Here is a 23,344-nt window from a genome sequence, read left to right as displayed (position 1 = left end):
TGCAGTCTTGTTCGCTGACGAGCAAGCCTTCCTTTGGATCAAGAAGAAGCTCGGCCTTACGGAGTACCAAATGGCAGCTCTCGTCTGGGTGAAAGGCATCGTCATTGGCTTGCTGATCGGCTACTTCCTCTTCTGATGAAGATGAAAGCTCAGCTTGCTTCGCTAGTTGCGGCCTCTGCTTTGTGGGGAGTCTCCCCGGCAATGGCACTTCCGCCTCTCGATGACTTCGAGATCGAACTCCGAGGTGAGGCTCAGGGTTGGCTGAACTCCACCTGCACCTTTTACGACATTGGTTGGCTCAGCGAAGAGCAAGCCAGCAAGGCGCTACTTCGGCTGATGGCGCTGATCAAGGGTGACTATCTCGGCGAAGACCTCGCGAGACAGGCAAAGAAAATCGCCTTAGAGCGGAGCCCTGGTTGCCGAGCCGTTTGGCCTGAGATCACAGAGTGATTGGTGTTCTGGTCAGGTTGATAGCCCCGATCCTTGGTGTGATCATCCGAGTTGTTTCCTCAAGATGACGATGAAGGCTTTGCTTACCGCTGCTCTATTGCTGGCGTCGACCTCACCTGCGCTTGCCCAGAAGGAGATCCCCAAGGCTGAAGGCCACGATCAGTGCCCACTGGGCTACGTCAACACGCTGGGAAACACCTGCGTCTCGCCCATCTACTACGAGGTAGCTCCAACCCACGGCAAGGCATGCCTTGAGGGCTGGATGAACATCGGCATGGGCTACTGCAAGAAGAAGAAGGGTCCTCTCGGAATCCTCTGATCAACACCCATTGAGGCACTACAGCTTTGACCACCAGTGAAGTCCGCTCTCCTCGTTTTGATGCTGTTGGCCACCACGACTGGTGTGGATGCCAAAAGAGAGTTTGAGGAGAAGCTTGCCCACTGCGAAGAGGTGGTGGCGCAGAACGACGATTTCAACGTCTGGCTCAAGAACTTCGAGGCGTGCATTGCTAACCGCCTAAAGCAAGACCCTCACCCCTCTTTGCGGAGTGCCTCTTCCTTGATCTGATGAACCCGCTCCAAAACGGATTCATTCTTCTTTCGATTGCTTAGACGCTCCACCTGCTGCCACATCGGCGCCCAGAACTTGCGCTTCTTCTTCAGGCGTTGACCGCTGCCACGAGGTCTGCCGTCGCGTTTGGCTTGAACCGGGCGTAGCTCTTCAGGTGCACTTCGATGGTGTGCCCCATTGCCTCGCTGATGTTGGCGATGGGGATATTGGCAGCGTGCATCCCCTTGGCGTAGCGATGCCGGAATGAATAGGGGGTGAGCTGCTCACCCTGTCGCTTGGCGTCTTCACGCATCGACAACCAAACCGTCCGCCGGCGCAGATAACGACTTAATGCCTCGCTGCCGTTGCCTTCACTGTTCAACGGCGGCAATTTCTCGCCCACCTGCAATCGGCTTTGTAGGTTCCAGTTGATCGCAGACCCATCTGCATCGCGCACCAACAAGGGGTGCAGCCTGCGCGGTTGCGTCTTGGCTCCCTTCGTTCCCCCCATCGACTTCTGATAAATCGTCCAGAGTTCTGCCCCGTTTGCTCCGTCCTTAATCCGGAGATACCGCAACTCCTCAGGGCGCAGGCCGTAGACGGAACAGAGCTGAATGGCGAACCGCCAGCGGTTGTGCTTTTCACCCTGAGGCAGGTTGTCGAGGATCTGGAGGATCTGCGCATCACTGAGGGGGTAACCGATGCGCTTTGGCTTCAGGGTCTCTGGGAGCGTCGCAGGGGGGCTGTAAATGGGCTTTAGGTGTCCGCGTTGCACCGCCCAGTTCAGGAAGCTGTAGAGCTTCTGCCGGCACATCTGGCGCATTCTTGTGCCCTGTTCCCATTGGGCCAGGCATTGCATCGCTAACGCTTCACCGTCCACTGGGGGTCGGCCTTCGAATGCCTTGGCGCAGTTGCGCAGCACAGGCAGATAAAAGCCCTCCCAGGTCTTGTCGCCAGCGTTGGGGACGAACTCCCGGTAAGTCTCGATTAACTGACTGAAATCCAGCTTCTGGTGACTGCTGGAGGTGTCGGCGTTTTGTGCGGCCGCGGCAAGGGTGATCTGTCCACCGTTCCAGCGCTTGAAGATCTGTTGGATGCGGGGCAACGCAAGCGCAGAACCACGCGCAGTCCACTCAAACGGGAGTGAAACAGTCCCCGCATCACGGACTACTAAGCGAATCCGGCCGCGGTTGTTGCGGACGTACCAGCTCTCTCCGCAGGTCTCTGCGATCTGACGGCGGAAGGGCTTGATCCAGCTTTCTGTCTCAGAAACGCGGGGCAAGTGAATGAGGCCGGTTGCCACCTGAAGCGTGCCAAAGCTGTGCCAAAGGTGTCAAGCATCTGCTGACACCTGCCGACACTTGATGACGAATTAACACCGCGAGAACTGAGTGCTCGTCTGGAGAGCCCCAGTGTTGGCCTTGTTATACAGGCTGCTGGTGCAGCAACCAGTCGTTGAAGCCACTGGTGTTCAGTTCGCTAATGCAGCTCTGCAGTTTGCGCAAATGGCTCTGCTTGATCTGGGTGAGTCGCTGCCCTTCCTGGGTTGTTGGCCCGACGCGGATTCGCTGCTGATTGAGCAGATCCATCTCGCGGTCGAGATGTTCCATCAAGTTGAGCAGGGAGTAGCCCTGCTTGATCTCCTGCGCGCTGAGCTGCTTAGCGAAGTGACCCATTCGGCAGCCCTTAAGGATTGCTTAATTATCTCATGGTGAGGCGTGCTGGACTCGTCAAGGCTTATTGAAAAGGGCCTCCAGGTGTTCTGGAAGCCCTTGGTCCATGTGTGAGGGGTGTCTCGTCCCCCAAATCAAGTGTGCTGGCAGCGGCCCTGAGAAGGATGAGCAGGTTGTGGCAAAGGCATGTCCAGGTGTGACTCGGGTGTTCGCTGCTTCTTCAACCCGGACTGGTTAAGGTCCGCTGGATTGGGGACATGGCATGGGTGATTACACAACAGCGATCTGGGTCACCATTGGCCTGACGGTCGCCCTCACAGTCCCTGTTGTTTGGCAGTTCCTGCAGCCCAACGACGATGATTTCGGCGACCTCACCCGCAGAAAGTGAGTCAACACGACGCCGTCACCATTCGTTGCTGGCAGTTGACGGGTGAAACTGCTCTCGAGGACATGGTTCTCGGGGTTGACGAACGCGCTGTCCGTGATGGGATCAATGTGCTCTCGTCCGACGATTTCGATGCCTGTCTGGCCATCGTGGTCTGTCGCATGGGGCCCAACGTCTATGCGCACCTGTCGCAGGTTTCGGGGCACTACAAGGGTGACGCCAGCGGGATCTGGGACCGCAGTCGCGGCACCGGTGCTCCCGAGGGAACGGCCTATGAGATCAAACCCATCACTCGCATTCATCGTGTCCCTAAGGCGTTGATCGGCCCTGACTCCCCCGAAGGCATTGCTGTGTCCCATCGGGTTGCCGTCATGCACTACCTGCTCGATATGGGTTGATTCATGCGATCTGTTGAAGCTGTTGCGAGCTATCCCCGTCCTCCTCTGATTGAGCTGGTGTCCGGTTCTGTGGAGATTTGGATTGCAGGACAGGCGATCGCCCAGGATCAGCGCTACGTGCGCGTTTGTGAAACCTTCCATCCGCCCACGATTTATCTGCACCCTTCAGCGTTTCAACCCGGAACGCTCCACCCCTCAACGGGACGGCCTTCGTTCTGTGAATGGAAAGGAGTGGCGTCTTACTGGGATTTGAGTGCTGTTGATGGCACCGATCGCCGTGTTCGCGCTGGCTGGAGTTACCCGAAGCCAACGGAAGCCTTCTCTCTATTGGCCGGCTGGATCAGTGTTTATCCCCGTCGCATGGATCGCTGCAGGTTGGATGGAGAGGACGCTCTGGCTCAGCCCGGCGAGTTTTATGGCGGCTGGGTCAGCCCATGGATCCAGGGACCCTTCAAGGGTGATCCCGAGCATCCCGAGTTGATTTGAGGAATTTGGAGTGAGTGAACTCACACCTGATATGGGCTAAGGAGAATTATCTGTGCATCTTCTGTGGACCTGAGTGACCTATTCAGTTCTTTGGACGGTGGAAGGGGGCTGCAGAAGACTCGAGCTTGGCGTGGGCCTTGTCGGCTTTCCTCAGAATTTTTTGGGCTTCATCACGGGTCAGGCATTCTTCAGCTGCGAGCTGGAGGGACTCGAGACGCGAATGGGCGGTGCTTGTCTTCATCTCTTCATAACCGATTCATAACCTTTTATCGCAAAACGCCTGCAATATCAAGCGTTTTACCCAAAAAAGGAGTCTTGTCAGAACCTGTGAACTGCCAATGCGCTTCGAGTGCAAGGGTTCAGTCGCACACCTCAAGCCATTGGCAGCTGACCGATTCAGTTGCAGCCGAACAGGCCAAAGGTGATCTGGCTGACGATCCCATGTCCTGTCAAGGCTTCCGTCACCACGCCCACCACAAAACCGATCATGGCGACACGGCCATTGAGGAGCTCTGCACGCTCGAAACGCTCGCTGCGAATTTGAGCTGCTGCAGCGTTTTGGAACCAGTCGTCGTTGGGAGTGGAAGAAGCCATCGCTTGCTTGGAGATTTCGAAATGTTAAGGCTCTTGTAACGGTTTGTAAATGGGTGGCGCATTGGCTCCCTAAGAAGCATCACCAACTGCTGCCAAACAGCCTGGTCCGTGGCCAGACCGGAGGTAGGTGCATCCGCTCCGGACATGTCAACGTCGCGAAACCGAGCCCACAGCTGCTTTTCCTCCCGTCGAATCGACCAGGAGCTGCAGGGAGCTCAAGACGCCTTGATTGCCTTTGAGGGGTATGGCCCCAGCGGGCCGATGCTGCATGCCTCGGCATTGCAGCGGCCTGCTGGTCGACGCTCAGGCGCCTGGTTCGACAGGCTGCTCGCGCCGTTCCATCAACTCCTGGCTGGGTTCAGCCGCCGGAGTTGATCAGAGGGTGGTGCGAAGACCGCGTTCTCGGGTCCTTTGTTGCTGAGATCCGATGGCCAGGTTGTGCAGTTCCTCTGGATTCAATGGACGCACTGCAGACATCAGTGCGTCATCAGTCCAATAGTCCGGACTGTCCAGAACTCCCAAGTGCAGTGGGCAGGATGGGCCAGAAATCATGGCTTCTCCCTTAAGGATGTCTTCAGCATGAAGCATCGCCATGTCGAGGTTTTTAGGCCTCTTGCTCCAGATGTGGTGTTTCCTTCACGCCAGGCTTGTTGCGTGCGTGATTTGAAATTTTGGTGATGAAGCTGGCTAAGGCTTCTAAGCACTAGATGCAGTGCCCCTGTTGCTTCATTCGAGCTCTTCACGCATGTTCATCAGAGTCTTAAGTGAGTGTTGACGTCCACTACATCTGGTGTTGTGTGAGTATTATTTTTTCATTGCATCAAGGATTGGTGCAGATCGCCGGGTGATGGGGATTGCCTTGGCTATTGAGCCGCCTCAGAGATGGGGCGGTTTTTTGTCTGCACCGAACGATTTATACCCTTGGTGACTCGTGGATCAAGCCCGTTGCAGCTGGATCAGGTCAGCTGTGCATCTGCACCTGTAACCCTTGCCTGGAGATGTCCAATGCCGAGGCCGGGCGCAATGAGCATTTTTTCAATGGTTTGGTCGCGGTTGTGCGAAGCCAAGACGAATGTAGGTTCTCAATAGGTTCAGTCCTGCAGCCAAGTAGAGAAGAAACTCTGCCCACTCCTGATCAATATTGATGACCAGTTCTGTTCCCGACTCTGTCGCCACAAAGTAAGACAGAAATGCAGCGCAGAGGAAGAGGGGCCAGAAGTATCTCGGTATGAAGAAGTTGCCGTTGGAAATCTGATCTGTATCAAGGGTTGTTGTTCGTTTCCATCGAACTGAAGGTCTCCACAGCACTAACACCAAAAGCACGACCGAGACCAAGAAAAGATTGAGGTCAAGGTAATTCTGGAAGAAATCAAGGTTGTGGAGGGTTGTCTGGTTTTGGGCGTTAACTGCAGCGATGTTCTCAGGTGTTTTCCACCCGAATAGGATTTGTCCCCAGGCAATTTCTTCTAGGCCCACAAACAGAATCACGAAGGAAATGATCGCATAAACCACTGAATGCAGGCGCATGAACAAGCGCCTGCGTAGATCTTTGGAGATGAGCCACGATATCCACGCGGATGTAAAGAGAATCAGAGCTTGCAAATATTCAAGGATTCCTCCTTCTCCAAGCAAGCGTTTGTAGCGATAGATGTCTTGTACGGAAAGTTTCAGTAAAACAACGCAGCCCATGATGAAGGATGCGAGAGCAAGCATGAGAAAGGAACGTCGTGCTCGTGCTGAAGGGCTGTTTTCTGAAAGCAGTGTTGTTATGAATGCCGAGCTTCGAAATCCGCGTCCTGCCGCAACCACGATCAAACCTGCAGCCCCAAGTTGCAACTCGGGCCAAGGGGAGGCCTCAGTCCAGAAAGCACTGATGAATTTATAAAGAGAAACTCCCATAACCACGACTCCAAACCACACAAAGGCCTGGCCGCAGATGCGCTGCACCGTCGTCTGCCTGAGCAAGATTTCGGATCGACTCTCTTCTGAGGACGGATGAGCCTCAGATCCTTGCGTTAGGGGGCGATTCACGAAACAGCCATCTCGTTAAGAGAAGGTTATGACGTGATCTCGCTGATTTGTGCAGGGGGAATGACGATTCTTATCCGGTCTTGCCGATTCCTTGGAGCAACGACCTGATCGGAACAGTCAGATCGATCATGGGGGCTGGGATATTAACCAGCCAATCTGGCTTGCCGAATCGATTCAAAATCGATTCCCATCACCTTGGTCAGAACCAGGTATCCGCCCCAAGCGACAACGTTGAGGCCTAAGGCCCAGAGATAGAGCGTTCGTCTGGTTGGGGCTGAGTCGTCGCTCATCGGTTATTTCCGGTTCGCCAGGCACCAGGCACCATAGAGGGCCAGGCCAAGCAGGATCCAAGGAAAGATTGCGCGCAGCAGTGTTAATCCAATCAGAACGACCACAATTGTGATCGCAGATCGCTTCACCATGGCTTTGCTGCTGTCAGTCATGACCTGCCAGCGGGGAATCAAGGCCATCAGTGCAACGGTGCTCAACAGCGTTCTAGGGGACTTGGACCCAAATTGCCAACCGCCATCCTTAAGTGATCAGTTCGCCGTTGAAGGCCATGGTTTGGCGCCTTCTAAGCCACGGTGTTTGAATTTGATGATTCAGCCTGTGGCTTCAGCAATCGTATTCAAGATGAGATTTCTGCTCACGCTTGCCAAAATCGGCCTCTTTCATCTGTGATTCGTCATAAGCCCAGTCGCTGTAAATCCTTGATTCTGAAAAGCTCTTTGTAAGACGAAGGGCAGTGATGCGTTGGCCAAGTAGATCGAGCGACCATTTTGCTGCTGAAAGAACCTTGCCCATTACACGTCTTTGCAACTCTCCCCATGTGATAGCCCATGGATATCAATTCAACATTGGTGCATATGCTTATTAAGGCTCAATTTGATTCAAGGCTCCTCGACTGCATCATTGGCATTTTGTTTCATGACCTGTTGGCGTCGTCGTGATTCACAGTTACGGCACTCCTGCTGATCCAAACCAAAGAAATTCAGAGTTTTGATGTCACCGCAGCTGATGCACTGACGTCCCTCTGCTGGGGGGGCTTCAAGGGCCATGGTGCCTCCTTCACTCACTCAACAGTTAGCAACCAAAACGCAGCTCTCTGCTTTTGATGTTGCCTTGCTTTGTCTTGTTCAATTTCGTCAGCGGCTGGAGGGTGACCTTGCCTCCATGCTGGCTGCACTGGGGGCAGGTCCGTCTAAGGCTCGAATGCATGTGACCGCAGGTCGCACAACAAATCAGGGCCATGGCTGTTGTCGCTGATGCACCACGCTGATCGTTCAGATCACAACAGACATCGGTGTTTTCTCCTAGTTGCCGTCAATGATGGCGCTGATCAGGATTGATCAAAAATCTTTTGCAGGGTGCTTCGTTCGTTTTGGAGCGAATTGGCCCGCATGGGTTTGCCCAGCGGTTTTGGCTGACGGGGTCGATTCAGAAACACCTTGCTGAGCCACCAGAGCTGGAGCCCAACAAACGCCAGAGCGAGTAGTGCTAGTTCAGTGGCCCCCTGCATCAGTAGTGCTTGCCGCGGTTGTCGATCGCGTCTGTTTTAAAGCACTCCAGCTCCTCAGGCGTGTGCAATGGCGGCTTCTGGCGTTGACCAGCCCACCGCTGAAGCAGTTGCAGCAGTCGTTTCATCCTTTAATTTTGCGTGATCACAGCCTTGGACCATCAGGTGATGGCATCGCTGACGTCATTCGGCTTCAAATTGATTGATGCCATTGCCCTTAGTCTTGCCCAAACCCAAAGAGTTTGTTGCTCGTGACTTTTAAGGAGCTTGTTGCCAGTTTCAATCAACAAAAAACGAGCTGGGAAGAGCTCTGTCTTGAAATCAGGTGTGAGAGCTGTTTCGCTTCGGTATTTGATGAAGTCAACGAGCAAATGGGCTCATCAAGCGATGCACTGGTTCGACTCGCTGATGAATTTCCGAGTCATTACAAGAGTTATGCCAAGGAGAGGGGCCTGGCTCAGCCTTGAGCATGAGGTGTGAGAGAGGCAGTAGGTCGTGACACCACCCACCAAATCAAGCAACCACGCCCGAAGAGGTCTCCCTCCCACATTTAAACCATAGGTCTGGCCTGAACATCCGGCAGCCCCCTCTTCAGCGCGATGCTGCCAAGTTTGCTTTGGCTGCCTTCAGGGCTTCTTCGCAAGCCGCTCGGTCTTCGCTGTCGATGTCACCCTGGCTGCCGTTCAAGCGAGCCTCGAGGAACGCGATCTCATCAATCCAGTAGGTCTTGTCTTTGCCTTGTTGGTCAGTCACGCGTTTGGAAAGAATCCCATTCATCCCACCCTTCATAGAGCAAAGCTGCCGATAAGGCTGTTGCCCCCCTGCCTGTTTGGAGATGGCTTCGGGCTGGAGTGCTGAGAGGACGCAGAATGGTGATCTGAATGAGGAGTATTTCGCCATCGACGAGTCATCTCCAGTCACCCCCATGACGGCCCTGGTCATCGATGCCGATGGACGTCTCACTTACATGGGTGAAGACGGATGCCGTCGTCAGATTGTTGGTGATCCTGAGCTCCTCGAACGGCTTCGACAGCAGCAAGGTCAGGACCTAACCGATCGTGACGGCGGTTTGCAGTCGTAGTTGGTTTCGCCAGATCGCCCCAAATCAGCCCAACACTTCTTTTTTCTCCGGGATTGAATAAGTCTTTTGGCGGATGGGATCTTTTGCTCTCTTTCCTTATGACGAGCAAAGCCATTTTGATGTCATGGACACATTGTTTTTCGTTGGCGTGAATGCAGGCCTTCTCATCCTGCTGATTTTTGGTCTCGTATCAGCCAAAGCCAAGATCAATGCTGGCCGTAAAGAGATCATCTGAGGCTGGCTAGCTCACAATCAGAAACCACGTCCGTCACGCTCCCGCATTTCCAGGCGGAGTTGTTGGTAGCGAAGCAGGGCCCGCTCCTCATCCAATTGCGGAAACAACAAACGGGCTTCTTCCAGACTCGGGGGCTCCAGAAGCCAGTCATCAGGGCGCTCTGGAGCCACTTGCTCAGGCTTGCGATCCCAGCTCTGACGACCAGGTAAAGCCCAGCCAAACCAGCGTCGAAAACGATCGAACAGGTCGAGTGGATGCATTGAAAATCCCTAGGTGCCCGCGGTCCCGGTGATGGATTTCATAAGGACCTCACCGGTGGCGTGATCGTAAAAATGATGGGCTGATGACTGTTGCACTTCGATGGGAGAAGCAAGTGGTCTGGCCACAGGAGTCAGTCGTTCGATCACTGAGCAGCCCAGCTCTGTTTAGGGTCTGTGCCGATTAAGCCCGATTCAGCGATCATGCAGGCAATCTTCAACGGCACGGTGCTTGCGGAGAGCGATGACATCGTGAAGGTGGATGGCAATCCCTACTTCCCCCGTGAAGCGATGAACACGGAGTTTTTTCGTGAATCGAGCCACAGCACCGTATGTGGCTGGAAGGGCACGGCCCGTTATTGGGATGTGGTGGTGGGCGATCAGGTCATCACCAATGCGGTGTGGGCCTACGACACCCCGAATCCTGAGGCTGAATCCATTCGCGAGCGCTTTGCCTTCTACCGAAACAAGGGTGTGACGCTGGCCTGATCAGCACTTCTAGGCGAGCAATCACACCCACATTGCAAAAGACCTTGGTGATGTGATGAGCATCAGCCTCAAGGATGTGGTCAAGTCAACGATTGGTTTCCAAGCCGTACTGCAGGTTGCTGGCACTGCACATCAGACAGTCCTCGGTGGGTTCCTTTCTTGAAGAAGAGCCACAAGGCAGGCTCATCACACGAGCCGTAGGCAACTTTTGCGATCGATCAGATCTTTTACGGGCGTGGGCGGAGATTCTGGCCAACATCGATGCACCAGGTCCAAAAGGCTTTGATCCAGCGGGGCCTGAAGCGCCGAACCAGCACCAGAACGATGCCAGTGGTCCCAAGGCTGAGCACAACTTCCAGAACTGGACCGATCCAGATGCAGATCAGGGCGAATACCACACCCAGAGCGATCAACAGAAGAAATTGAACAAGGGTCATCGGGTCTTTGTCGCCGATCGTCCTCAGGTTTTTGTTGTCTAACTCCATCGAGATGACCTGAACAGAACGCTGCCTGTGCGTCGTTTTAGTTCGACGCTGTTCGACCTGTTAGCACCATCCGATCAAGCAGGCCCCTGCAATCTTTGAGGAACTTTCCATCGACGTGTGGAGAGGATGGGACTCCAGCCGTTCGGAATAGCCGTTGTCTTCCGCTTCAGCACTGCCGCCTTTGCGTTTGGCCGTCGTTGGCCATGTTGAGTGGGTTGAATTTCTTGCGGTGGATCAGCTCCCCCGTCCCGGGGCGATAGGTCATGCCTTGCGGACCCTGCAAGAACCTGCTGGTGGTGGTGCTGTCGTTGCTGTGCAGATGGCACGGTTGCAGCAACAACCCGTTCAGTTCTTTACGGCTTTAGGTCGTGATTCGGTCGGCGAAGCCTGCGTCAAGAGGCTCAAGGATCTGGGCCTGGAGGTTCATGTCGCCTGGAGGGAGGCACCAACCCGTCGGGGCGTGAGCATGGTCGATGGCGAGGGGGATCGGGCGATCACAGTGATCGGCGAGCGACTGACCCCATCACTGGATGATGACCTGCCCTGGGAGGCCCTCGGCGAATGCGACGGCCTCTTCGTCACGGCTGCCGATGCGCCTCTGTTGAAAGCCTGCCGTTCTGCTGCAGTTTTGGCCGCGACCCCGCGGGTTCGTTTGCCTGTGCTTCAGCAGGCGGGGGTGCAACTCGATGCATTGATTGGCAGTGGCCTTGATCCAGGTGAACGGGTGGAGCCGGAGCAGTTGAACCCTGCTCCCTGTGCGCTCATTCGTACGGAAGGTGCCGCAGGGGGGATCAGTCTTCCGGGTGGTCGTTATGACCCTGCAGCTCTGCCTGGGCCGTTAGTAGAGAGTTATGGCTGCGGCGACAGCTTTGCGGCCGGGGTGGTCACTGCCCTTGCTGCGCGCTGGTCATTGGCGAGGGCCATTGCCTTGGGTGCCCAGTGTGGTGCTGCTTGTGCGACGCGATTTGGACCTTATGGCTAGGTGTCTGGGTCGGTTCTTGCTGCTCGCGGATCTTGGCTTCGGCGTGACTGACTTAGGTGTTTCCTGCTTTTTGGGGCATGGACTACTGACGTGGTTTAGCCAAGGGTGTTCAGAGAACACTAACTATCTCCTTAGCGCACATTCACCCATAACTATCAATCCAAGCTTTAAAATAAAAAAAGACTTGTTTTCAAATGAAAGTTTTTTCAGTATTTGGTTTCATTTCGGTAAGTACCTTTTTGCTGCCAGCCACTATCAATGCTGGACCACAGTGGGCGTACAATATGGCTTCCTATGAATGCGACCAACTCCGTAAAGGGACGCCCAAAGAAAAAATCACCGCAATGTCATATAAGAGATTTCCCGAGTATCACAATTACATAGACGAATATGGCGTGGGACCGCTTATTGATTCGAAATTTGAGCAATGCCCAGAATTGCTATCTGCCAACAACTCATCTTCTGTAGGTGGTTCGAGGTCTAATGGATGTAAACCTAGCAATCAGCAGATCTTCAACCTTGTTTCCAAGCGGCAAAGTATTCGTTTACAAGGAAACAATTGCAGTTTTTTTCTCTCAGTGCAGTAGTAATCCCCGCTAATCAGCTCGCCTAATGCGCCCAGCCCACTTCCTTCTGCCACGTCGGTGACCGGAGCTTGCAGCGCTTCGTTAGGTGCTTCCCCTTGGTGGGTGTTGTCGGGCTTCCACCCTGAGTGGCTCCTTTGCCAGCCATCCGCTCAGCTGTTGCATCCCGTCAACAGCAGAGATCACCATCGCTGAGTAGGCCGTTGCCTGATGCCTCGGGTCCAGCTCTCACCCATCCGCCACCAATCCCCCGCCGGAGAAGCCTGGTGGTGAGGATTGGTTGTTACCGCTGTATCCCTAGGTTTCCTGATCAGCGTGCCTTCTCCACAGAGTCCATGGCCGCTTGGCTTGAGGAGTGACCTCCTGTTGACGTGCGATCTGCTGTGCCGTCTCTGCTTTCTGCAGGGCTTGCTGTTCAAGTTCCGCAGAAAGAAACAGTCCTGCAATGAAAATCATCAGGATGCTCAGGAGTGCTGCGACCAGATACATCGTTGACCGAGCGATGGCTTGTTCCTGCTCCTTGCTGAAGTCGCCCATGGCTTGGCCCATATCTGGTCAAGCTGTATCAGTTTGAACTCTTTGCTGCGATTACAGAGAGTGTTGTTTTGTGTGCGCTCTTCAAGCTGGGTTCCGCCCCGCCCGCCAGTCCCGCAAACCCGCAGACGAATGCTTCGGCACAACGCCATAGAGGCGTGGGACAAGGTGCTGAAAACAGCCTGGCGGCGATGCAGGCCGCCAGTGAGGTAACGCTGAACTGACTCCCCCCGGTCAGAAGAGGAGTCAGCCTTTTTGGACAGCGCCCAATGGCCATTGGAGGGACCATTGAAATGAAAGCCCTAACGGCAGAACTTCCGAAGACACCCTCACCCCGGCTGTCGTGCAGTCCAGTTCCAATGAGGCGACAGCGGCGACCAAATGAGTCGCAGGAATGTTGTGGCAACTGAAAACGCTGATCTGACTCCTCGCATCGCTCATGAAAGAGGAGTCAGTGGTGTTATCAGCGCCCAATGGTTTCGCTCCATTGGATGGAAAATTCATGCGACTGAACTTCCGGTGACACCATCGCGGAGGCGATGGGTGCAGTGACGTTCCAAATGACGCGATGGCAGCGATCAAATGAGCTGCTGCAGTGGTCACTTCTGCCCAAATCTTCTCTGGCGAATGTGGCTCCTGTCCCTTAAAACCTTTGAGCCAACCGCGCAAACAGCATGAACTCCAAAATTGAGAAGGGTCTGATTGGGGCTGCTGTCCTTGGAGCCCTCGTCTTGCTTGCCCCAATGGCCAAGCAGTCCAAGGAGTTCGTGAACTGCGTCAAGAACTCTGAAGACGCCATCGTCAAGCTGACTGGGGTTGAGTTTCTCGACAAGGACGGCAAGCCTGGATTCCTTGAGCGTCCTGTTGCTGTCCACTACTGCAACGGCGGTCACATCACCAACTTCCTGACGCTTTCTGCTCTCTCAGACTGAGGAGCGCATAACTCTCAGCTGAACCTCAGAACAAACCGGTCGAAAGCTCTTTGACTGGCGGGGCAGCGAGGAATACGACCCAGGTGGTGTTGAGAGCTGCCTGGGTTTTTTATTGCCTGAGCAGAGGCACAAAAAAGCCGGGTCATCACACCCGGCCCATGCGCAGATGAACCTGTCTATCGGCTGACGTCTCCTGCGCAAGAGGCCAGCGTGCTCAGAACAGGCTGGCGGCGATGCAAGCTCTGGGTGCCGACCTGGCAAAAGGAAGTTGGTTGGGCATCCAAAGCGGGTTAGCCCCCAAGCGAAAGCCAACCGGGATCGAGGCCAGCACGGGATAGACCGAAGACAAGGGCAACCACCGCAAGCTTGACTCCCACCAAGATTCCTGCGTACTTCCAGCTGAACAGCGTTTTCGGCTCGGTGGTCACTACCAATACTCAGCCAAAAAGCATCATGCGTCATTGACGGGCTGGGCTCCCGAAGTGGGGTCAGCCAACGAGTTGCATCTGGTCATCAACCCCAAGCGTTCTGACCACACCCTGGTCCTGTGGGTGCATCAACTTGAGGTCTGCGAGAAGAGCTGCACCCCTGGAACTGAAACCTCCAGGGGGCTTTCTTGTCCTTTGCGATGGCAGTAAGTTTTTCGCCCTCCTCGGCTTCTGCGCCATGGATCTTCTGAAGGCTTGCGACGAGATGAAGGAGTTCATCGAAATCGCGCAGAAGTTGGTCGATGCCTGGGATGCAGATCCAGACAACTACTCGCAGTTGGAAGAGGGACTAACCGCCTTGAAGGCTGCGCTGGAGAAGTGAGGGAAGCTATGAAAACCTTCACCCAGACAAGTCTGGTCTTCCTGCTGGTTGTGGCCGTCGGTGCTGGGTTCTGGCTCAACCGCATGACATGGCGCCATAGGCGTCTGGTGTGGCAACTTCAGGCTGCAGTCGTTGCTGGTGGCGTTGGTTTTGTCGCTGGTCGGCTTACCGCTGGCAAGGGCTCTGATGACTGACCCAGCAATCCCCTCCCCAGAAGAGCCGATGAAGCCCAGAGCGTTGACCTACACCGAGATGATGAACGGCGGCCGTCAGCAGATGGCTGAAGCCGAGCACGTCCGCGAGCAACAGCTGCAGCAGCGGGTCGAAGACCTGGAGAGGGATGTTGATTGGCTTGAGAAATCACTTAAGGGCGGTATCGAAAGCGCCAGTCCGTAATTGGTGGCTAAAAGCAGGTAGCCATACCTGAAGAATAGTGATCGCTCCTCTGTCGTCAGTGCTGGCGAGAATTATGCGATTTTTTTCATTGCCTAAATTCCGAGTTTCTGACTGGCACATGCCGGTGGGCGGCAGCGACCTTCTCGGGGTTGTCGAAATTCGAGCCAACGACCATCTGACCAAGTGAGGGCTCAAAGAGAAGGGTCGAAGCATCTGGCTTAAGGCAACCCTGGAGCCAATGGATCCAGCAACTATCAGCTGACTGACCCACGGTGAGCTGTTTCTGATGTTTGAGGAAGGTCGCTGAGGTCTTTAAGCAGCCTCTGCTTCAATGTTGTCTGCGGTTACCTGAGTGTCTTTAAAGACCTGATCAGCCTTTTGCATCAATTTGTAGTAGGTATCTTTGTCTGTGGCGGTGTACGCAGCTTCCATTAAGAGGATGTACTTCTCTTCTGGAGACATCTGCCCGCTGTGAGTCAACCGACAATGCCGCAATCCTGAAGTTGTGCAGTAGCCAAAAATGCTTAACCCTTGTCTGTCAATGTATTAATAGCTACTTAGCTAAAACACTTGAAGCCTGAAGGCTTTTCAAGCAGCACTCGGCATCCCATCGGTCAGCAAATTCCAGGCAAAGCCCACTCGACACGCACACTACAAAGCGCTTGTCATCAAGCTGATGGACCATCGGCGGAGGTCGCGAAATTGTGCTGAATTCTTGGATCATCTCACTTCCGTTTTGTCTGATGGTCGGTTAATAACCCGCTCTTAAATGCATCAAGTGGCACATAATGTCCTCGATTGGCGGAATCCTGATGAGATGTGTTATCCAGAGCTTATGGACACTGAACTGCTCAAACAATCCTGGGAGAAGCTGACCGATCGTGGTTACACGCTGAGTCTCCCTGCTCCTGAAGTGGTCAACATCATCACGCCGACGGGTTACTCGACTCAAATTCGATTGAAACGACTGCCGAGCTACGCACGCTACGTGCGGTGATTTCCGAGATGCTCGTCTTCTTGATGCGGCGCAGCCCCTTCTATCAGTCGGGCTGACTTCCAACAGCCTTGGCCGAAGCAATGATGTGGGGCGACGGAACCGCGAGGAGAACAGCGTTCTCCCCGAGCGATGCGGTTGCCGTTCCATAACTTTGATGAGGCGTTACGTATTTCGGTTCGATGCACTAAATCTTTCCCGTTGTTGGAAGACGGGGTTAAGCGCAGAAAGCCAGCCCCATCACGCTTGCCGTGTACTGGGACTGGATTGTCTGCCAGCCAACGGGTCGCTCTCCCGTGCTGCTGCGATGCCTCACTCAGCCGTATGAGGAAGTGCCGCAGGAACCATTAATAGAGACTCTCCTGTGGCACCGCACACTATTTTTCGGAGCCCTTTGGGATCAAGAATTTCTTTCGTGTGCCTCTATTTCGCTGGTATCACTGACTACCGACGAGAAGTTGGTTGATCACAACCGACTTTCGATGAACCGCTAGCCCCGTCGTCAAGGCGAATGGTGCGGGGAAGAGTCCTTGCGGCCCTCGAGTTCACCTACCTGGCTGACCACGAACTGGTCGGCTGCTAGCAGGAAACCATCGGCCGTTATGCCTCGCAGGGCGTTGCCCGCGATTTTGCCCTCATTGCCCTGCATCAGCTGACGCTGAACCTGCAGTTGGACGAGCTGGAGCAGGAAGCCCTGGCGGTGCAGAACTGATGGATGGCCTGACTCTTAGGTGATCAATCCTTCTTCTCTTCCTTCTTCTCTGTCTCCCTCAGCCTTTCGACTTCCCTCTGCCTTTCGGCTTCTACAAAGCTCCACCAACGGATGGAATAAGGGTCCTGACCGAATCGGATGCACCACGCCCAAAAGGCTTTGATCCAGCGTGGGTTGAAACGCAGTCCTACCAATGGCACGCCCATTGCCTCGACAATCCCAATGCGCTGGCTTTTCGCCAGCAGCAGGGTGCCAACAGCAAAGATGCCAAGAACTATTGCCAAGGCTGGATCAATGAAGGCCCAGAGCAGGGCGAACACCACACCCAGAGCCATCCATACAAGAAATTGCTTGAGGTTTATCGAGTCTTTGCCTCCAATCTTCTTTGGGCGGAACACTGCTGTGGTTCTCCTTCAGTGTTTTGCCTTACTGCCGCAGTATGACCACAGATCGGAGGCTTTGACTGAAGTTTGGCTTAGCGAAACACCGAAATGATGAACGCTGGCCGCCAGCAGATGGATGAGGTTGAGCACGCCCGCGAGCAAGAGCTGCAACAGCGGGGCGAGGAACTGCGGAAGGGCGTTGATCAGCTGGAGCAGGCCCTGGCTGATGAGGGCACTAACTCCATTCCGCTGGATAGAGCCGTGTCCTGGTCGCGCTGAGGTCGGGGCTGTTCTCAACGAGGTGCTGTGCTGCCCACATACCTCTGACGACGCGGCAGACACCCTGTTGGTTGCAGACCCTGTAGTACTCGATGCCCTGTGGAGCCGTGGTGAGTTTGGTCGCTCTCATGTTCGTTATCCCTGCTAATCCAATAAGTAGGCAGCAGGGTGGGTCCTGGCTGAGTAACTCGAGACAAAAGGTTCCTCTCGTCACAAATCCTTGGTTGGCTTAACGATCGCGCCTGCCGAAAGTAAAGCTCTTAGGCCGTCGCTTTGAAAATGAAAGTCATGACAAGGACTGCAATCGCGAGGGTGCCACCGAAGTAAGCAACGTTCGTGTGGAGTCCTTTCATGCAGCCTCGATAAGTCGTATGAGTCTGCTGTTTTTTCTCTGGCCGATGGTTAGGGCTTAATGCCTAAATCTCCGCCAAAGAGGAAGGCCGCCCTTCCCGGTGGAAAGACGGCCTAACTCGCTCGTTTATGCATTGCGGTCGACCTAGTCAGTACGTGTTGCCTTTGGGGATCTCCTTGGCAATGGGACTGAAAGAGGAAGGTCGAAGCGTCTGGCTTGTGGCAACCCTGGGGCCATTTGGACCAGGTGTGAAGCGGGACTCCTACGGGGCACCTAGACGAACGGTGCAGAGGAGTATCGACTGATCAGACGCACATCAGTGTCGTCACAGACGAGGCGCTCACGGTTGGGTTGAAAAGTTGGAGCAGGGGCCAGAAAAGTCAGGCTGCTTCTGCGATTTGCTCAGGTGGAGTGTCGGCCGTCATGGGCTCCTCCGATCTCGATGCACACACTCTCGGGAGCGGTGGGGCATCAGGCAATCAGCTGTCCTGCTCATTGCCTTCTGGGGGTGAATCGGTCGATTGTGGGACCGGCGTGCTGAATGCTGACTGTGTTTCGTCTCAGTGCAGCGGAAAGGCGTTTCGCCCTCACTTCCTTTGCTGTGAAGGCGACGATCTTTTGGATTGCTCAGTTGGTGGTCTGCGTGTTGGATCCGTGTCGGCTGGTGTGCGGTGTCGTGGAGAAGGGATTTGTGCCGTGTCTTATCAGCTTTGCGGTGATGGATTTTCTAGTTATTCCGCAACTAAGGCGCCGCTGGGACCGCTAGCCCCGTTACTCGACCACGTTTGCCTGAATGGTGCGGGGAAGGGTCCTTCCGGCCCTCGATCCCCTGTTGTTAGGGAAGAGGCCAAGTGGTCCTCGACTCCCAGGTACAGACCCCTCTTGGCCTGCAGGGTCAACATGCGCTTGCCATCTGAGCGCTGCGCCGAAGCCTCCTGTTTTCTTCAGGCGGTGCCGTTGAACTCTTTACGACTCCCCAGCAAGTACATCTGTAACTGCTGGGGATCGATGGAGGCAATGGAGGTGTGGCTGCACGCTGATGACCGGGTGATGCAGAGGTCGTACACCGAACAGGTCTGCATCTCGTGCGCGTGGTTCACCTACGGGATGGACGGTCACTGCCACACAGTCGTGGGGTGCGCCCTGCAGGAGGTGCAGCTTCAGCAAGGGCAGCACCTAACGCATTGCTGCCGCAACTGGAAGGCCGTGCATCAGGCGGAAACCGGTCCCGCCGCCGCTGCGTAACTACAGCCCTGGGTATTAATTCTCATCTTGGGCGCTGAGCCCACAGTGGTGCCAAAGGATTTTTTACATTTAATTATCGCAAAGTTTGCGACTTCTCCGGACTGCTCGACTGGAGAATTCAGATCAGGTGGGTAATGCACGACCCGCCTTTTTTATGCGCTAATCGCCTCTGATGTACGCCCTGCACGTTTCACCAGGCTTGAAGATGAAACTCGATGAGACAACATCAACTGGGTCAACGCTGACCTCGTGGCAGCAGTCAACGTCTGACTTATAAGCCAGGCTTCATTAATTAGACGAACACGCCTCGCAGTAAAAAGTGAAAAAATAGATACATAACGATCCCGATTGAGAGCGCTGGAATAGTAAATCCCATAGTCATCTCCTGTATCGATAAAATATTAATAGGCTGATTTCGCAGCCTCTGCATCATTGATCACATGAAACTTTTAGGAGTATTAATGCTTAGGCTGGTCGTTCAGGTCTTCGATTCATGGCAATGTCATTTTGTGGCACTTGGCACAATCACGCCATGCTTGCTGAGGCCATTATTTCCATGTCAAGGGTTTACTCATGGACTCCCAACAAAAGGAATGCCACGAATTGAGCAAACAACTCGCTGTCTATCGCGCATTCAACAATCAAAGCGCCATAGCAGCAATCATGCGACAAATGGCTGTTTCGCATTGTCCCATCGGAACACCCAAGCACCAGTAAGACAAATTTCGGTAGTTGCTAAAAGTCGGGCCATAGTGCCAAGCACATATGCCTTGGTTATCGGCGCGAAACGTCATCATGAAGGCTGTGGAGTGGACAGGGGCTATTGCTGGTTGTCATCGAGCCGTTGACGGTGTAGTGGAAGAGCCCACCAAATAAAAGCTTCTTTTTTTTAATCGTTCCCTCCTGAGCGCAGGCAACATCAGCGGCATTCTCGTCTTCCCAGGTAATAGCATCCAAACCCTCAAGTTTCGTATACTCGCAGTAGCAATGTGCTGTAGCAAGATCTTCCATTAGCTCTGCAACTTCTCCCCACATGGTAATCTGGGTGTCCATGCAAGATTGGTGGAATTCTGAATATTCAGCAAGAGTTTTTGTTTTTAATTGATTGGTAGAAAGCTCGGCTTTTTTCTCTATTTCATAGCCGCCTCCATCAAAGGCAATGGCTGTTTCTGCCAAGACCAGTGGGCACAGGAACAGCAGCAGCCTTCTCAACACAGAAACCTCGGAACTTCACCAGTTTGGCTAGAAACTGCCCATGCCAAACGAGGAGCGTTCCATCAATCTCTCATTAATTCGTTTTCAGTACAACTGGCTACTCACAGCGAACGGGTGGGTCTTCGAACCCATTTGGTGGGATCAATAGAGACTCCACGCCATGGCGAACAAAGACCGCGCCACCAATCCCCCACCACAACAAAAACCGGGTGGTGAGGGGTGGTTGTTACTGCTGTATCCCTAGGTTTCCTGATCAGCGTGCCTTCTCCACAGAGTCCATGGCCGCTGGGCTTGAGGAGTGACCTCCTGTTGACGTGCGATCTGCTGTGCCGTCTCTGCTTTCTGCAGGGCTTGCTGTTCAAGTTCCGCAGAAAGAAACAGTCCTGCAATGAAAATCATCAGGATGCTCAGGAGTGCTGCGACCAGATACATCGTTGACCGAGCAATGGCTTGTTCCTGCTCCTTGCTTACGTCGCCCATGGCTTGGCCCATATCTGGTCAAGCAGTATCAATAAGAACTCTTTGCTGCGATTACAGAGAGTGTTGTTTTGTGTGCGCTCTTCAAGCTGGGTTCCGCCCCGCCCGCCAGTCCCGCAAACCCGTAGGCGAATGCTTCGCCTGCAGCAGGGTCAGCGCCTAAAAGCGCTTCAAGCGTTGGGCACCGACGTGGCAGAAGCAAGTGGGCTCTGCACCTGAGGCGATTTGAGACCACAATTGGCCAATGATTCGTACGTCTCTCGCAACGATTGCTCTGATTGCTGGAGCAATTCCAGTTTCTGCTGCTGGTGAAGTCGCCCCTGACATTCATCAGCTGTGCTTGCAGGCTGCTGACTATCGCGGCTGTGTTGAAGCCCAGGCTGGAACCCCTGAGTACCTCGGCAACAAGTGCCCTGAAAATCACGCCTACGTAGGCGAAGGCAAATGCCAACGTGTCTATTGCGACTGGGTTGGGCTGGGCGGAGGTCACCACGAACCGCTGGTTGCTGGTAAGTCCACCTGGCGCTGCGGGAATAACTACAACTTCTGGAAGGACGAGCTGCAGGTTGGAATCCTGCGCCTTGGTGCCACCGTCAAGGTTGAGCAAACTTCTGACTGTCCATCAATTGCCCCGCAAGAAGATTGGAACTCCAGTTGTGAGCATGCTGAAGACAACTGGCGAGCTATTGAAGCCGAAGCCAAGCGCCCTAAGTGCTCTAAGAGACTGGTTCCGTTCGAGTGCGACTGGAACGCCTATCTAGAGGCAAACCCAGGCATGAAGGCATGGGCTGAAAGCAATCCTGAAGCTGCTCAAAAGCAGCGCATCAAGTTGGAAGCCGACCCACTGAAGAAGTGATTGGGTAGCACAGATGCTCAGCACTTAAAGTAGCGCTGTAATCTTTGGGCACCCACCTGGCAGCAGCAAGTGGCTGGACTACAGAAGCGGGCTAAAAGAGATCTGTCACGAATGAACGTCCGCTAAGCCATGACCGAGACAACTGTTTTGGACTTCAAGCTCAGCAACACGTTTGAGGAATATCGCGCACATATGAATGCTCCTGAGCAGCAAGCGATGTTTGCCGAGATGGGAGTCAAGACCTTCTTTATCGGTGTCTGCAAGGACGACCCCCAAAGAGCGACAGTGATGTTTCAAGGACCCGAGGACGTCCTCTACAACATCTTCACGAACCCAGAGACCAAGCCAATTGTTGAAGCTTCTGGGCATGTCTATGAAGGCACCATGATCACCCGTTGGCTTGCGTGACAGCTCTTAAAGAGCATGAACGAGATGGGCTGGGCGCCTGATGCTGGCTGAGGTCGCATGCGCTGCATGGTGTTCAGGGTTTCAGTGCTAGGAGACGACTTCACTTTTGAGATCCGATGCAGCTCTACAACGTCACTTGGCAGTTCCCCGAGATCGAAGGGCAAAAGGCTGCTTACGCCAAGTTGATTGAGTACATGGCTAGCGGCGCTGAAGGTGATCACATTGACGGCTTCGAGTTGATCAGTCGCACGCACTGCCCTCAAACAGGCAGTGGCGTAGTGATCTGCAAAGCGGAAAGCAGCATGGTTCTGTTCAAGCACTTCGCTCCCTGGCGCGCGATGTTCGGCGTTGAATTCGATATGCAGCCTGCTTTCACCGATGAGGAAGCCTGTGCATGCCACAAGGAGTTGTTCGAGATGATGGGTGCCTGATTCAGGCTCAAGCCCTGAAAAGTGCTTGTGCAGCCCCTGCCTTCGGCGGGGGTTTCTTTTTGCTTGAGTGTTCCCCCCTCTGCTCAGAAAAGAAAAAGCGTTGCTCGCTCACGTGAGCCTGCTGCCTCCCAGGACCCACGCCAAGAAGAGCAGAGCAATCCATGGCGTCATGAAGGAGCAATAGGTCTGGACCAACACCAGAACCACAACGGCTCCGATCACTGTCCTCACGGGGATAGCTGCCATTTCCCTGTTCTCTGTTGTGTTCTTTTAGCTCGCCTCAGGAACAGAGCCCACTTCCTTCTGCCATACCCCTCAGTATCAACCGAACCCAGGCAAGCGCTGCTAAAGAAGATCATCGCTTTAGCTTGAATGGCCTTTCCTGATTCATTCCCGAAGACTTACACCTGCCCTAAATGCGGAAGCCAAACCTATGAAATGGGGCAGATTCGTGTCTCTGGTGGTTTCTGGAGCAGCTTCTTTGATGTAGGCAACAAGCGGTACAACGCTGTTTCGTGCACGGAGTGCGGCTACACAGAGTTCTATAAAAAGACTGTCTCTGGCATCCAGCAGGTGTTCGACTTTCTTGGATCTTGAGGGGTCTCAGCGCGTGAAGCGGGTAATGGAGCAGTCTTGACTGCCTTAAGAGTTCCCCGCTGTCGTCTGTCATCGCCCTCCTTTCTCAATAGAATGAGTCTTCATGCGTCGGGAAGTTGAATTCCGGAACAATAAGGCGGCTCATTCTCACGCTTGCTACTGGATACTTGACTGTCTTTAGCGTAAGACAGATTCCTTATGAATTTGACAATGAATGGCTTGTCCTTGTACCAGCATTGATACTTGTCTATGCGTTAACTATTTGGATAGAAGGAAAAGTTTTCAAGGATGAATCGGGTGTCATTCCTGCTGTTAAGACTGCCAAAAAAAGAATTGAAATTTCAACCAAAGGATTCAAGTCATAAAGCTTTTACGCCTTCAGCACGCGGCATTCGAAAAAAGCAAGACTAGAGAAGAGATCAAATCCGATTGATCTTGCTATGGTGAGTATTGATGTCAAGGATGAATGCTCGGCAAGTTTCCAGTAATCAGAAGAGTGTCCATCTATATGGTGCTCAGTTATTTAG

The 23,344-nt window shown here is 53.9% G+C and carries 40 protein-coding genes and 1 pseudogene; 27 read left to right on the top strand and 14 right to left on the bottom strand.

What is annotated here, in order from left to right; genetic code table 11:
- The first annotated feature begins 7 nt into the window (after nt 1–7).
- The 4 genes from SynA1562_RS13070 to SynA1562_RS08445 all read left to right on the top strand — a co-directional run bounded on the left by SynA1562_RS13070 (nt 8) and on the right by SynA1562_RS08445 (nt 1,018).
- The gene (locus SynA1562_RS13070; protein WP_255445613.1) at nt 8–136 is read left to right on the top strand and encodes a hypothetical protein; all 129 of its coding nucleotides are present in this window, start codon (nt 8–10) and stop codon (nt 134–136) included.
- Between the two features lie 65 nt (nt 137–201).
- Nucleotides 202–450 carry a hypothetical protein gene (locus tag SynA1562_RS08455; protein WP_255445612.1) on the top strand — a complete coding sequence of 83 codons (249 nt, stop codon included), beginning with the start codon at nt 202–204 and terminating at the stop codon, nt 448–450.
- A gap of 70 nt (nt 451–520) precedes the next feature.
- Complete coding sequence (locus tag SynA1562_RS08450) at nt 521–769, top strand: hypothetical protein (protein ID WP_186495371.1); 249 nt, start codon at nt 521–523, stop codon at nt 767–769.
- 60 nt (nt 770–829) lie between these two features.
- Nucleotides 830–1,018, top strand: coding sequence for a hypothetical protein (locus tag SynA1562_RS08445; protein ID WP_186493514.1), 189 nt, complete (start codon nt 830–832; stop codon nt 1,016–1,018).
- Nucleotides 1,019–1,109: 91 nt separating this feature from the next.
- Here the strand turns inward: SynA1562_RS08445 and SynA1562_RS08440 are convergent, their stop codons facing one another.
- Nucleotides 1,110–2,282 carry a tyrosine-type recombinase/integrase gene (locus SynA1562_RS08440; RefSeq protein WP_186493513.1) on the bottom strand — a complete coding sequence of 391 codons (1,173 nt, stop codon included), beginning with the start codon at nt 2,280–2,282 and terminating at the stop codon, nt 1,110–1,112.
- A 142-nt stretch (nt 2,283–2,424) separates the two neighbouring features.
- Entirely contained in the window at nt 2,425–2,676 is a 252-nt protein-coding gene (locus SynA1562_RS08435) for a hypothetical protein (protein ID WP_186493512.1), read from the bottom strand.
- A 259-nt stretch (nt 2,677–2,935) separates the two neighbouring features.
- Here SynA1562_RS08435 and SynA1562_RS13065 point away from each other — a divergent pair, with 259 nt between their 5' ends.
- The 3 genes from SynA1562_RS13065 to SynA1562_RS08425 are packed head-to-tail and all read left to right on the top strand — an operon-like array spanning nt 2,936 to nt 3,942.
- Nucleotides 2,936–3,061 (top strand): hypothetical protein, encoded by a 126-nt coding sequence (locus SynA1562_RS13065; RefSeq protein ID WP_006850800.1) that lies wholly within the window; start codon nt 2,936–2,938, stop codon nt 3,059–3,061.
- A complete protein-coding gene (locus SynA1562_RS08430) occupies nt 3,058–3,456 on the top strand; it encodes a hypothetical protein (protein ID WP_186493511.1) in 399 nt (132 codons plus the stop codon). Before SynA1562_RS13065 ends, SynA1562_RS08430 begins: the two co-directional genes overlap by 4 nt.
- 3 nt (nt 3,457–3,459) lie before the next feature.
- On the top strand, nt 3,460–3,942 hold the full coding sequence (locus SynA1562_RS08425; RefSeq protein WP_186493510.1) for a DUF427 domain-containing protein: 483 nt from the start codon (nt 3,460–3,462) through the stop codon (nt 3,940–3,942).
- 396 nt (nt 3,943–4,338) lie between these two features.
- Here SynA1562_RS08425 and SynA1562_RS08420 read toward each other — a convergent pair whose 3' ends face one another.
- The gene (locus SynA1562_RS08420; protein WP_186493509.1) at nt 4,339–4,536 is read right to left on the bottom strand and encodes a chlorophyll a/b-binding protein; all 198 of its coding nucleotides are present in this window, start codon (nt 4,534–4,536) and stop codon (nt 4,339–4,341) included.
- Between the two features lie 144 nt (nt 4,537–4,680).
- Here SynA1562_RS08420 and SynA1562_RS08415 point away from each other — a divergent pair, with 144 nt between their 5' ends.
- Nucleotides 4,681–4,911 carry a hypothetical protein gene (locus tag SynA1562_RS08415; protein WP_186493508.1) on the top strand — a complete coding sequence of 77 codons (231 nt, stop codon included), beginning with the start codon at nt 4,681–4,683 and terminating at the stop codon, nt 4,909–4,911.
- A 660-nt stretch (nt 4,912–5,571) separates the two neighbouring features.
- Here the strand turns inward: SynA1562_RS08415 and SynA1562_RS08410 are convergent.
- The 6 genes from SynA1562_RS08410 to SynA1562_RS08390 all read right to left on the bottom strand — a co-directional run bounded on the left by SynA1562_RS08410 (nt 5,572) and on the right by SynA1562_RS08390 (nt 8,836).
- On the bottom strand, nt 5,572–6,501 hold the full coding sequence (locus SynA1562_RS08410) for a pectate lyase (RefSeq protein ID WP_186495453.1): 930 nt from the start codon (nt 6,499–6,501) through the stop codon (nt 5,572–5,574).
- A gap of 359 nt (nt 6,502–6,860) precedes the next feature.
- Entirely contained in the window at nt 6,861–7,037 is a 177-nt protein-coding gene (locus tag SynA1562_RS08405; RefSeq protein ID WP_186493507.1) for a hypothetical protein, read from the bottom strand.
- Between the two features lie 145 nt (nt 7,038–7,182).
- Complete coding sequence (locus tag SynA1562_RS08400) at nt 7,183–7,371, bottom strand: hypothetical protein (RefSeq protein WP_186493506.1); 189 nt, start codon at nt 7,369–7,371, stop codon at nt 7,183–7,185.
- Nucleotides 7,372–8,085: 714 nt separating this feature from the next.
- On the bottom strand, nt 8,086–8,211 hold the full coding sequence (locus SynA1562_RS13060; protein ID WP_255445611.1) for a hypothetical protein: 126 nt from the start codon (nt 8,209–8,211) through the stop codon (nt 8,086–8,088).
- Nucleotides 8,212–8,244: 33 nt separating this feature from the next.
- Nucleotides 8,245–8,454 carry a hypothetical protein gene (locus SynA1562_RS08395; RefSeq protein WP_186493505.1) on the bottom strand — a complete coding sequence of 70 codons (210 nt, stop codon included), beginning with the start codon at nt 8,452–8,454 and terminating at the stop codon, nt 8,245–8,247.
- Between the two features lie 220 nt (nt 8,455–8,674).
- A complete protein-coding gene (locus SynA1562_RS08390) occupies nt 8,675–8,836 on the bottom strand; it encodes a hypothetical protein (RefSeq protein ID WP_255445610.1) in 162 nt (53 codons plus the stop codon).
- An 82-nt stretch (nt 8,837–8,918) separates the two neighbouring features.
- Between SynA1562_RS08390 and SynA1562_RS08385 the strand changes: the two genes are divergently transcribed.
- Both SynA1562_RS08385 and SynA1562_RS08380 read left to right on the top strand, forming a co-directional pair.
- On the top strand, nt 8,919–9,164 hold the full coding sequence (locus SynA1562_RS08385) for a hypothetical protein (RefSeq protein WP_255445609.1): 246 nt from the start codon (nt 8,919–8,921) through the stop codon (nt 9,162–9,164).
- 73 nt (nt 9,165–9,237) lie between these two features.
- On the top strand, nt 9,238–9,399 hold the full coding sequence (locus SynA1562_RS08380) for a hypothetical protein (protein WP_186493503.1): 162 nt from the start codon (nt 9,238–9,240) through the stop codon (nt 9,397–9,399).
- 17 nt (nt 9,400–9,416) lie between these two features.
- On the opposite strand, the gene SynA1562_RS08375 is transcribed toward SynA1562_RS08380, so the two are convergent.
- Nucleotides 9,417–9,659 carry a hypothetical protein gene (locus SynA1562_RS08375; RefSeq protein ID WP_186493502.1) on the bottom strand — a complete coding sequence of 81 codons (243 nt, stop codon included), beginning with the start codon at nt 9,657–9,659 and terminating at the stop codon, nt 9,417–9,419.
- 201 nt (nt 9,660–9,860) lie between these two features.
- Between SynA1562_RS08375 and SynA1562_RS08370 the strand changes: the two genes are divergently transcribed.
- From SynA1562_RS08370 to SynA1562_RS08360, 4 genes and pseudogenes are all read left to right on the top strand, one after another.
- Nucleotides 9,861–10,145, top strand: a complete 285-nt coding sequence (locus SynA1562_RS08370) for a DUF427 domain-containing protein (RefSeq protein WP_186493501.1) — start codon at nt 9,861–9,863, stop codon at nt 10,143–10,145.
- 34 nt (nt 10,146–10,179) lie between these two features.
- Nucleotides 10,180–10,302: pseudogene (locus tag SynA1562_RS13055) on the top strand (carbamoyl-phosphate synthase subunit L); the annotation flags it as partial.
- Entirely contained in the window at nt 10,262–10,624 is a 363-nt protein-coding gene (locus tag SynA1562_RS08365) for a hypothetical protein (RefSeq protein ID WP_186493500.1), read from the top strand. The pseudogene SynA1562_RS13055 and the gene SynA1562_RS08365, both read left to right, overlap by 41 nt.
- A 160-nt stretch (nt 10,625–10,784) precedes the next feature.
- The gene (locus SynA1562_RS08360; RefSeq protein ID WP_186493499.1) at nt 10,785–11,612 is read left to right on the top strand and encodes a PfkB family carbohydrate kinase; all 828 of its coding nucleotides are present in this window, start codon (nt 10,785–10,787) and stop codon (nt 11,610–11,612) included.
- A gap of 881 nt (nt 11,613–12,493) precedes the next feature.
- On the opposite strand, the gene SynA1562_RS08355 is transcribed toward SynA1562_RS08360, so the two are convergent.
- A complete protein-coding gene (locus tag SynA1562_RS08355) occupies nt 12,494–12,733 on the bottom strand; it encodes a hypothetical protein (protein ID WP_186495452.1) in 240 nt (79 codons plus the stop codon).
- 60 nt (nt 12,734–12,793) lie between these two features.
- Between SynA1562_RS08355 and SynA1562_RS13050 the strand changes: the two genes are divergently transcribed.
- The 5 genes from SynA1562_RS13050 (at nt 12,794) to SynA1562_RS08330 (ending at nt 14,868) form a co-directional block, all read left to right on the top strand.
- A complete protein-coding gene (locus SynA1562_RS13050) occupies nt 12,794–12,943 on the top strand; it encodes a DUF1651 domain-containing protein (RefSeq protein ID WP_370593282.1) in 150 nt (49 codons plus the stop codon).
- Nucleotides 12,944–13,404: 461 nt separating this feature from the next.
- Nucleotides 13,405–13,662: a hypothetical protein gene (locus SynA1562_RS08345; RefSeq protein WP_186493497.1), complete on the top strand. Its 258-nt coding sequence runs from the start codon at nt 13,405–13,407 to the stop codon at nt 13,660–13,662.
- A 666-nt stretch (nt 13,663–14,328) separates the two neighbouring features.
- Nucleotides 14,329–14,472, top strand: coding sequence for a hypothetical protein (locus tag SynA1562_RS08340; protein ID WP_186493496.1), 144 nt, complete (start codon nt 14,329–14,331; stop codon nt 14,470–14,472).
- Between the two features lie 8 nt (nt 14,473–14,480).
- Nucleotides 14,481–14,666 (top strand): hypothetical protein, encoded by a 186-nt coding sequence (locus tag SynA1562_RS08335; protein ID WP_186493495.1) that lies wholly within the window; start codon nt 14,481–14,483, stop codon nt 14,664–14,666.
- Entirely contained in the window at nt 14,659–14,868 is a 210-nt protein-coding gene (locus tag SynA1562_RS08330; protein WP_186493494.1) for a hypothetical protein, read from the top strand. The genes SynA1562_RS08335 and SynA1562_RS08330 overlap by 8 nt, the downstream gene beginning before the upstream one ends.
- Before the next feature lie 312 nt (nt 14,869–15,180).
- On the opposite strand, the gene SynA1562_RS08325 is transcribed toward SynA1562_RS08330, so the two are convergent.
- Entirely contained in the window at nt 15,181–15,348 is a 168-nt protein-coding gene (locus SynA1562_RS08325) for a hypothetical protein (protein ID WP_186493493.1), read from the bottom strand.
- Nucleotides 15,349–15,703: 355 nt separating this feature from the next.
- On the opposite strand from SynA1562_RS08325, the gene SynA1562_RS08320 reads away from it, so the two are divergent.
- On the top strand, nt 15,704–15,865 hold the full coding sequence (locus SynA1562_RS08320) for a hypothetical protein (RefSeq protein WP_186493492.1): 162 nt from the start codon (nt 15,704–15,706) through the stop codon (nt 15,863–15,865).
- A 732-nt stretch (nt 15,866–16,597) separates the two neighbouring features.
- Here the strand turns inward: SynA1562_RS08320 and SynA1562_RS08315 are convergent.
- Nucleotides 16,598–16,894: a hypothetical protein gene (locus tag SynA1562_RS08315; RefSeq protein ID WP_186493491.1), complete on the bottom strand. Its 297-nt coding sequence runs from the start codon at nt 16,892–16,894 to the stop codon at nt 16,598–16,600.
- 174 nt (nt 16,895–17,068) lie between these two features.
- Between SynA1562_RS08315 and SynA1562_RS08310 the strand changes: the two genes are divergently transcribed.
- Both SynA1562_RS08310 and SynA1562_RS08305 read left to right on the top strand, forming a co-directional pair.
- Nucleotides 17,069–17,236, top strand: a complete 168-nt coding sequence (locus tag SynA1562_RS08310; RefSeq protein ID WP_186495451.1) for a hypothetical protein — start codon at nt 17,069–17,071, stop codon at nt 17,234–17,236.
- A gap of 1,252 nt (nt 17,237–18,488) precedes the next feature.
- A complete protein-coding gene (locus tag SynA1562_RS08305) occupies nt 18,489–18,833 on the top strand; it encodes a hypothetical protein (protein WP_255445607.1) in 345 nt (114 codons plus the stop codon).
- Between the two features lie 774 nt (nt 18,834–19,607).
- On the opposite strand, the gene SynA1562_RS13045 is transcribed toward SynA1562_RS08305, so the two are convergent.
- On the bottom strand, nt 19,608–20,045 hold the full coding sequence (locus SynA1562_RS13045; protein ID WP_255445606.1) for a hypothetical protein: 438 nt from the start codon (nt 20,043–20,045) through the stop codon (nt 19,608–19,610).
- Between the two features lie 724 nt (nt 20,046–20,769).
- Between SynA1562_RS13045 and SynA1562_RS08295 the strand changes: the two genes are divergently transcribed.
- From SynA1562_RS08295 to SynA1562_RS08275, 5 genes are all read left to right on the top strand, one after another.
- The gene (locus SynA1562_RS08295) at nt 20,770–21,381 is read left to right on the top strand and encodes a hypothetical protein (RefSeq protein ID WP_186493490.1); all 612 of its coding nucleotides are present in this window, start codon (nt 20,770–20,772) and stop codon (nt 21,379–21,381) included.
- A gap of 129 nt (nt 21,382–21,510) precedes the next feature.
- Entirely contained in the window at nt 21,511–21,789 is a 279-nt protein-coding gene (locus tag SynA1562_RS08290) for a DUF3764 family protein (RefSeq protein ID WP_186493489.1), read from the top strand.
- A gap of 116 nt (nt 21,790–21,905) precedes the next feature.
- Nucleotides 21,906–22,220: a DUF3303 domain-containing protein gene (locus SynA1562_RS08285; protein WP_186493488.1), complete on the top strand. Its 315-nt coding sequence runs from the start codon at nt 21,906–21,908 to the stop codon at nt 22,218–22,220.
- 372 nt (nt 22,221–22,592) lie between these two features.
- Nucleotides 22,593–22,817 carry a zinc ribbon domain-containing protein gene (locus SynA1562_RS08280; RefSeq protein WP_186493487.1) on the top strand — a complete coding sequence of 75 codons (225 nt, stop codon included), beginning with the start codon at nt 22,593–22,595 and terminating at the stop codon, nt 22,815–22,817.
- 116 nt (nt 22,818–22,933) lie between these two features.
- The gene (locus SynA1562_RS08275; protein ID WP_186493486.1) at nt 22,934–23,182 is read left to right on the top strand and encodes a hypothetical protein; all 249 of its coding nucleotides are present in this window, start codon (nt 22,934–22,936) and stop codon (nt 23,180–23,182) included.
- The last annotated feature ends 162 nt before the right edge of the window (nt 23,183–23,344 follow it).

It is taken from the genome of Synechococcus sp. A15-62 (assembly GCF_014280075.1).
GTDB lineage: Bacteria > Cyanobacteriota > Cyanobacteriia > PCC-6307 > Cyanobiaceae > Parasynechococcus.
This window is presented reverse-complemented; position numbering and strand designations above follow the sequence as displayed.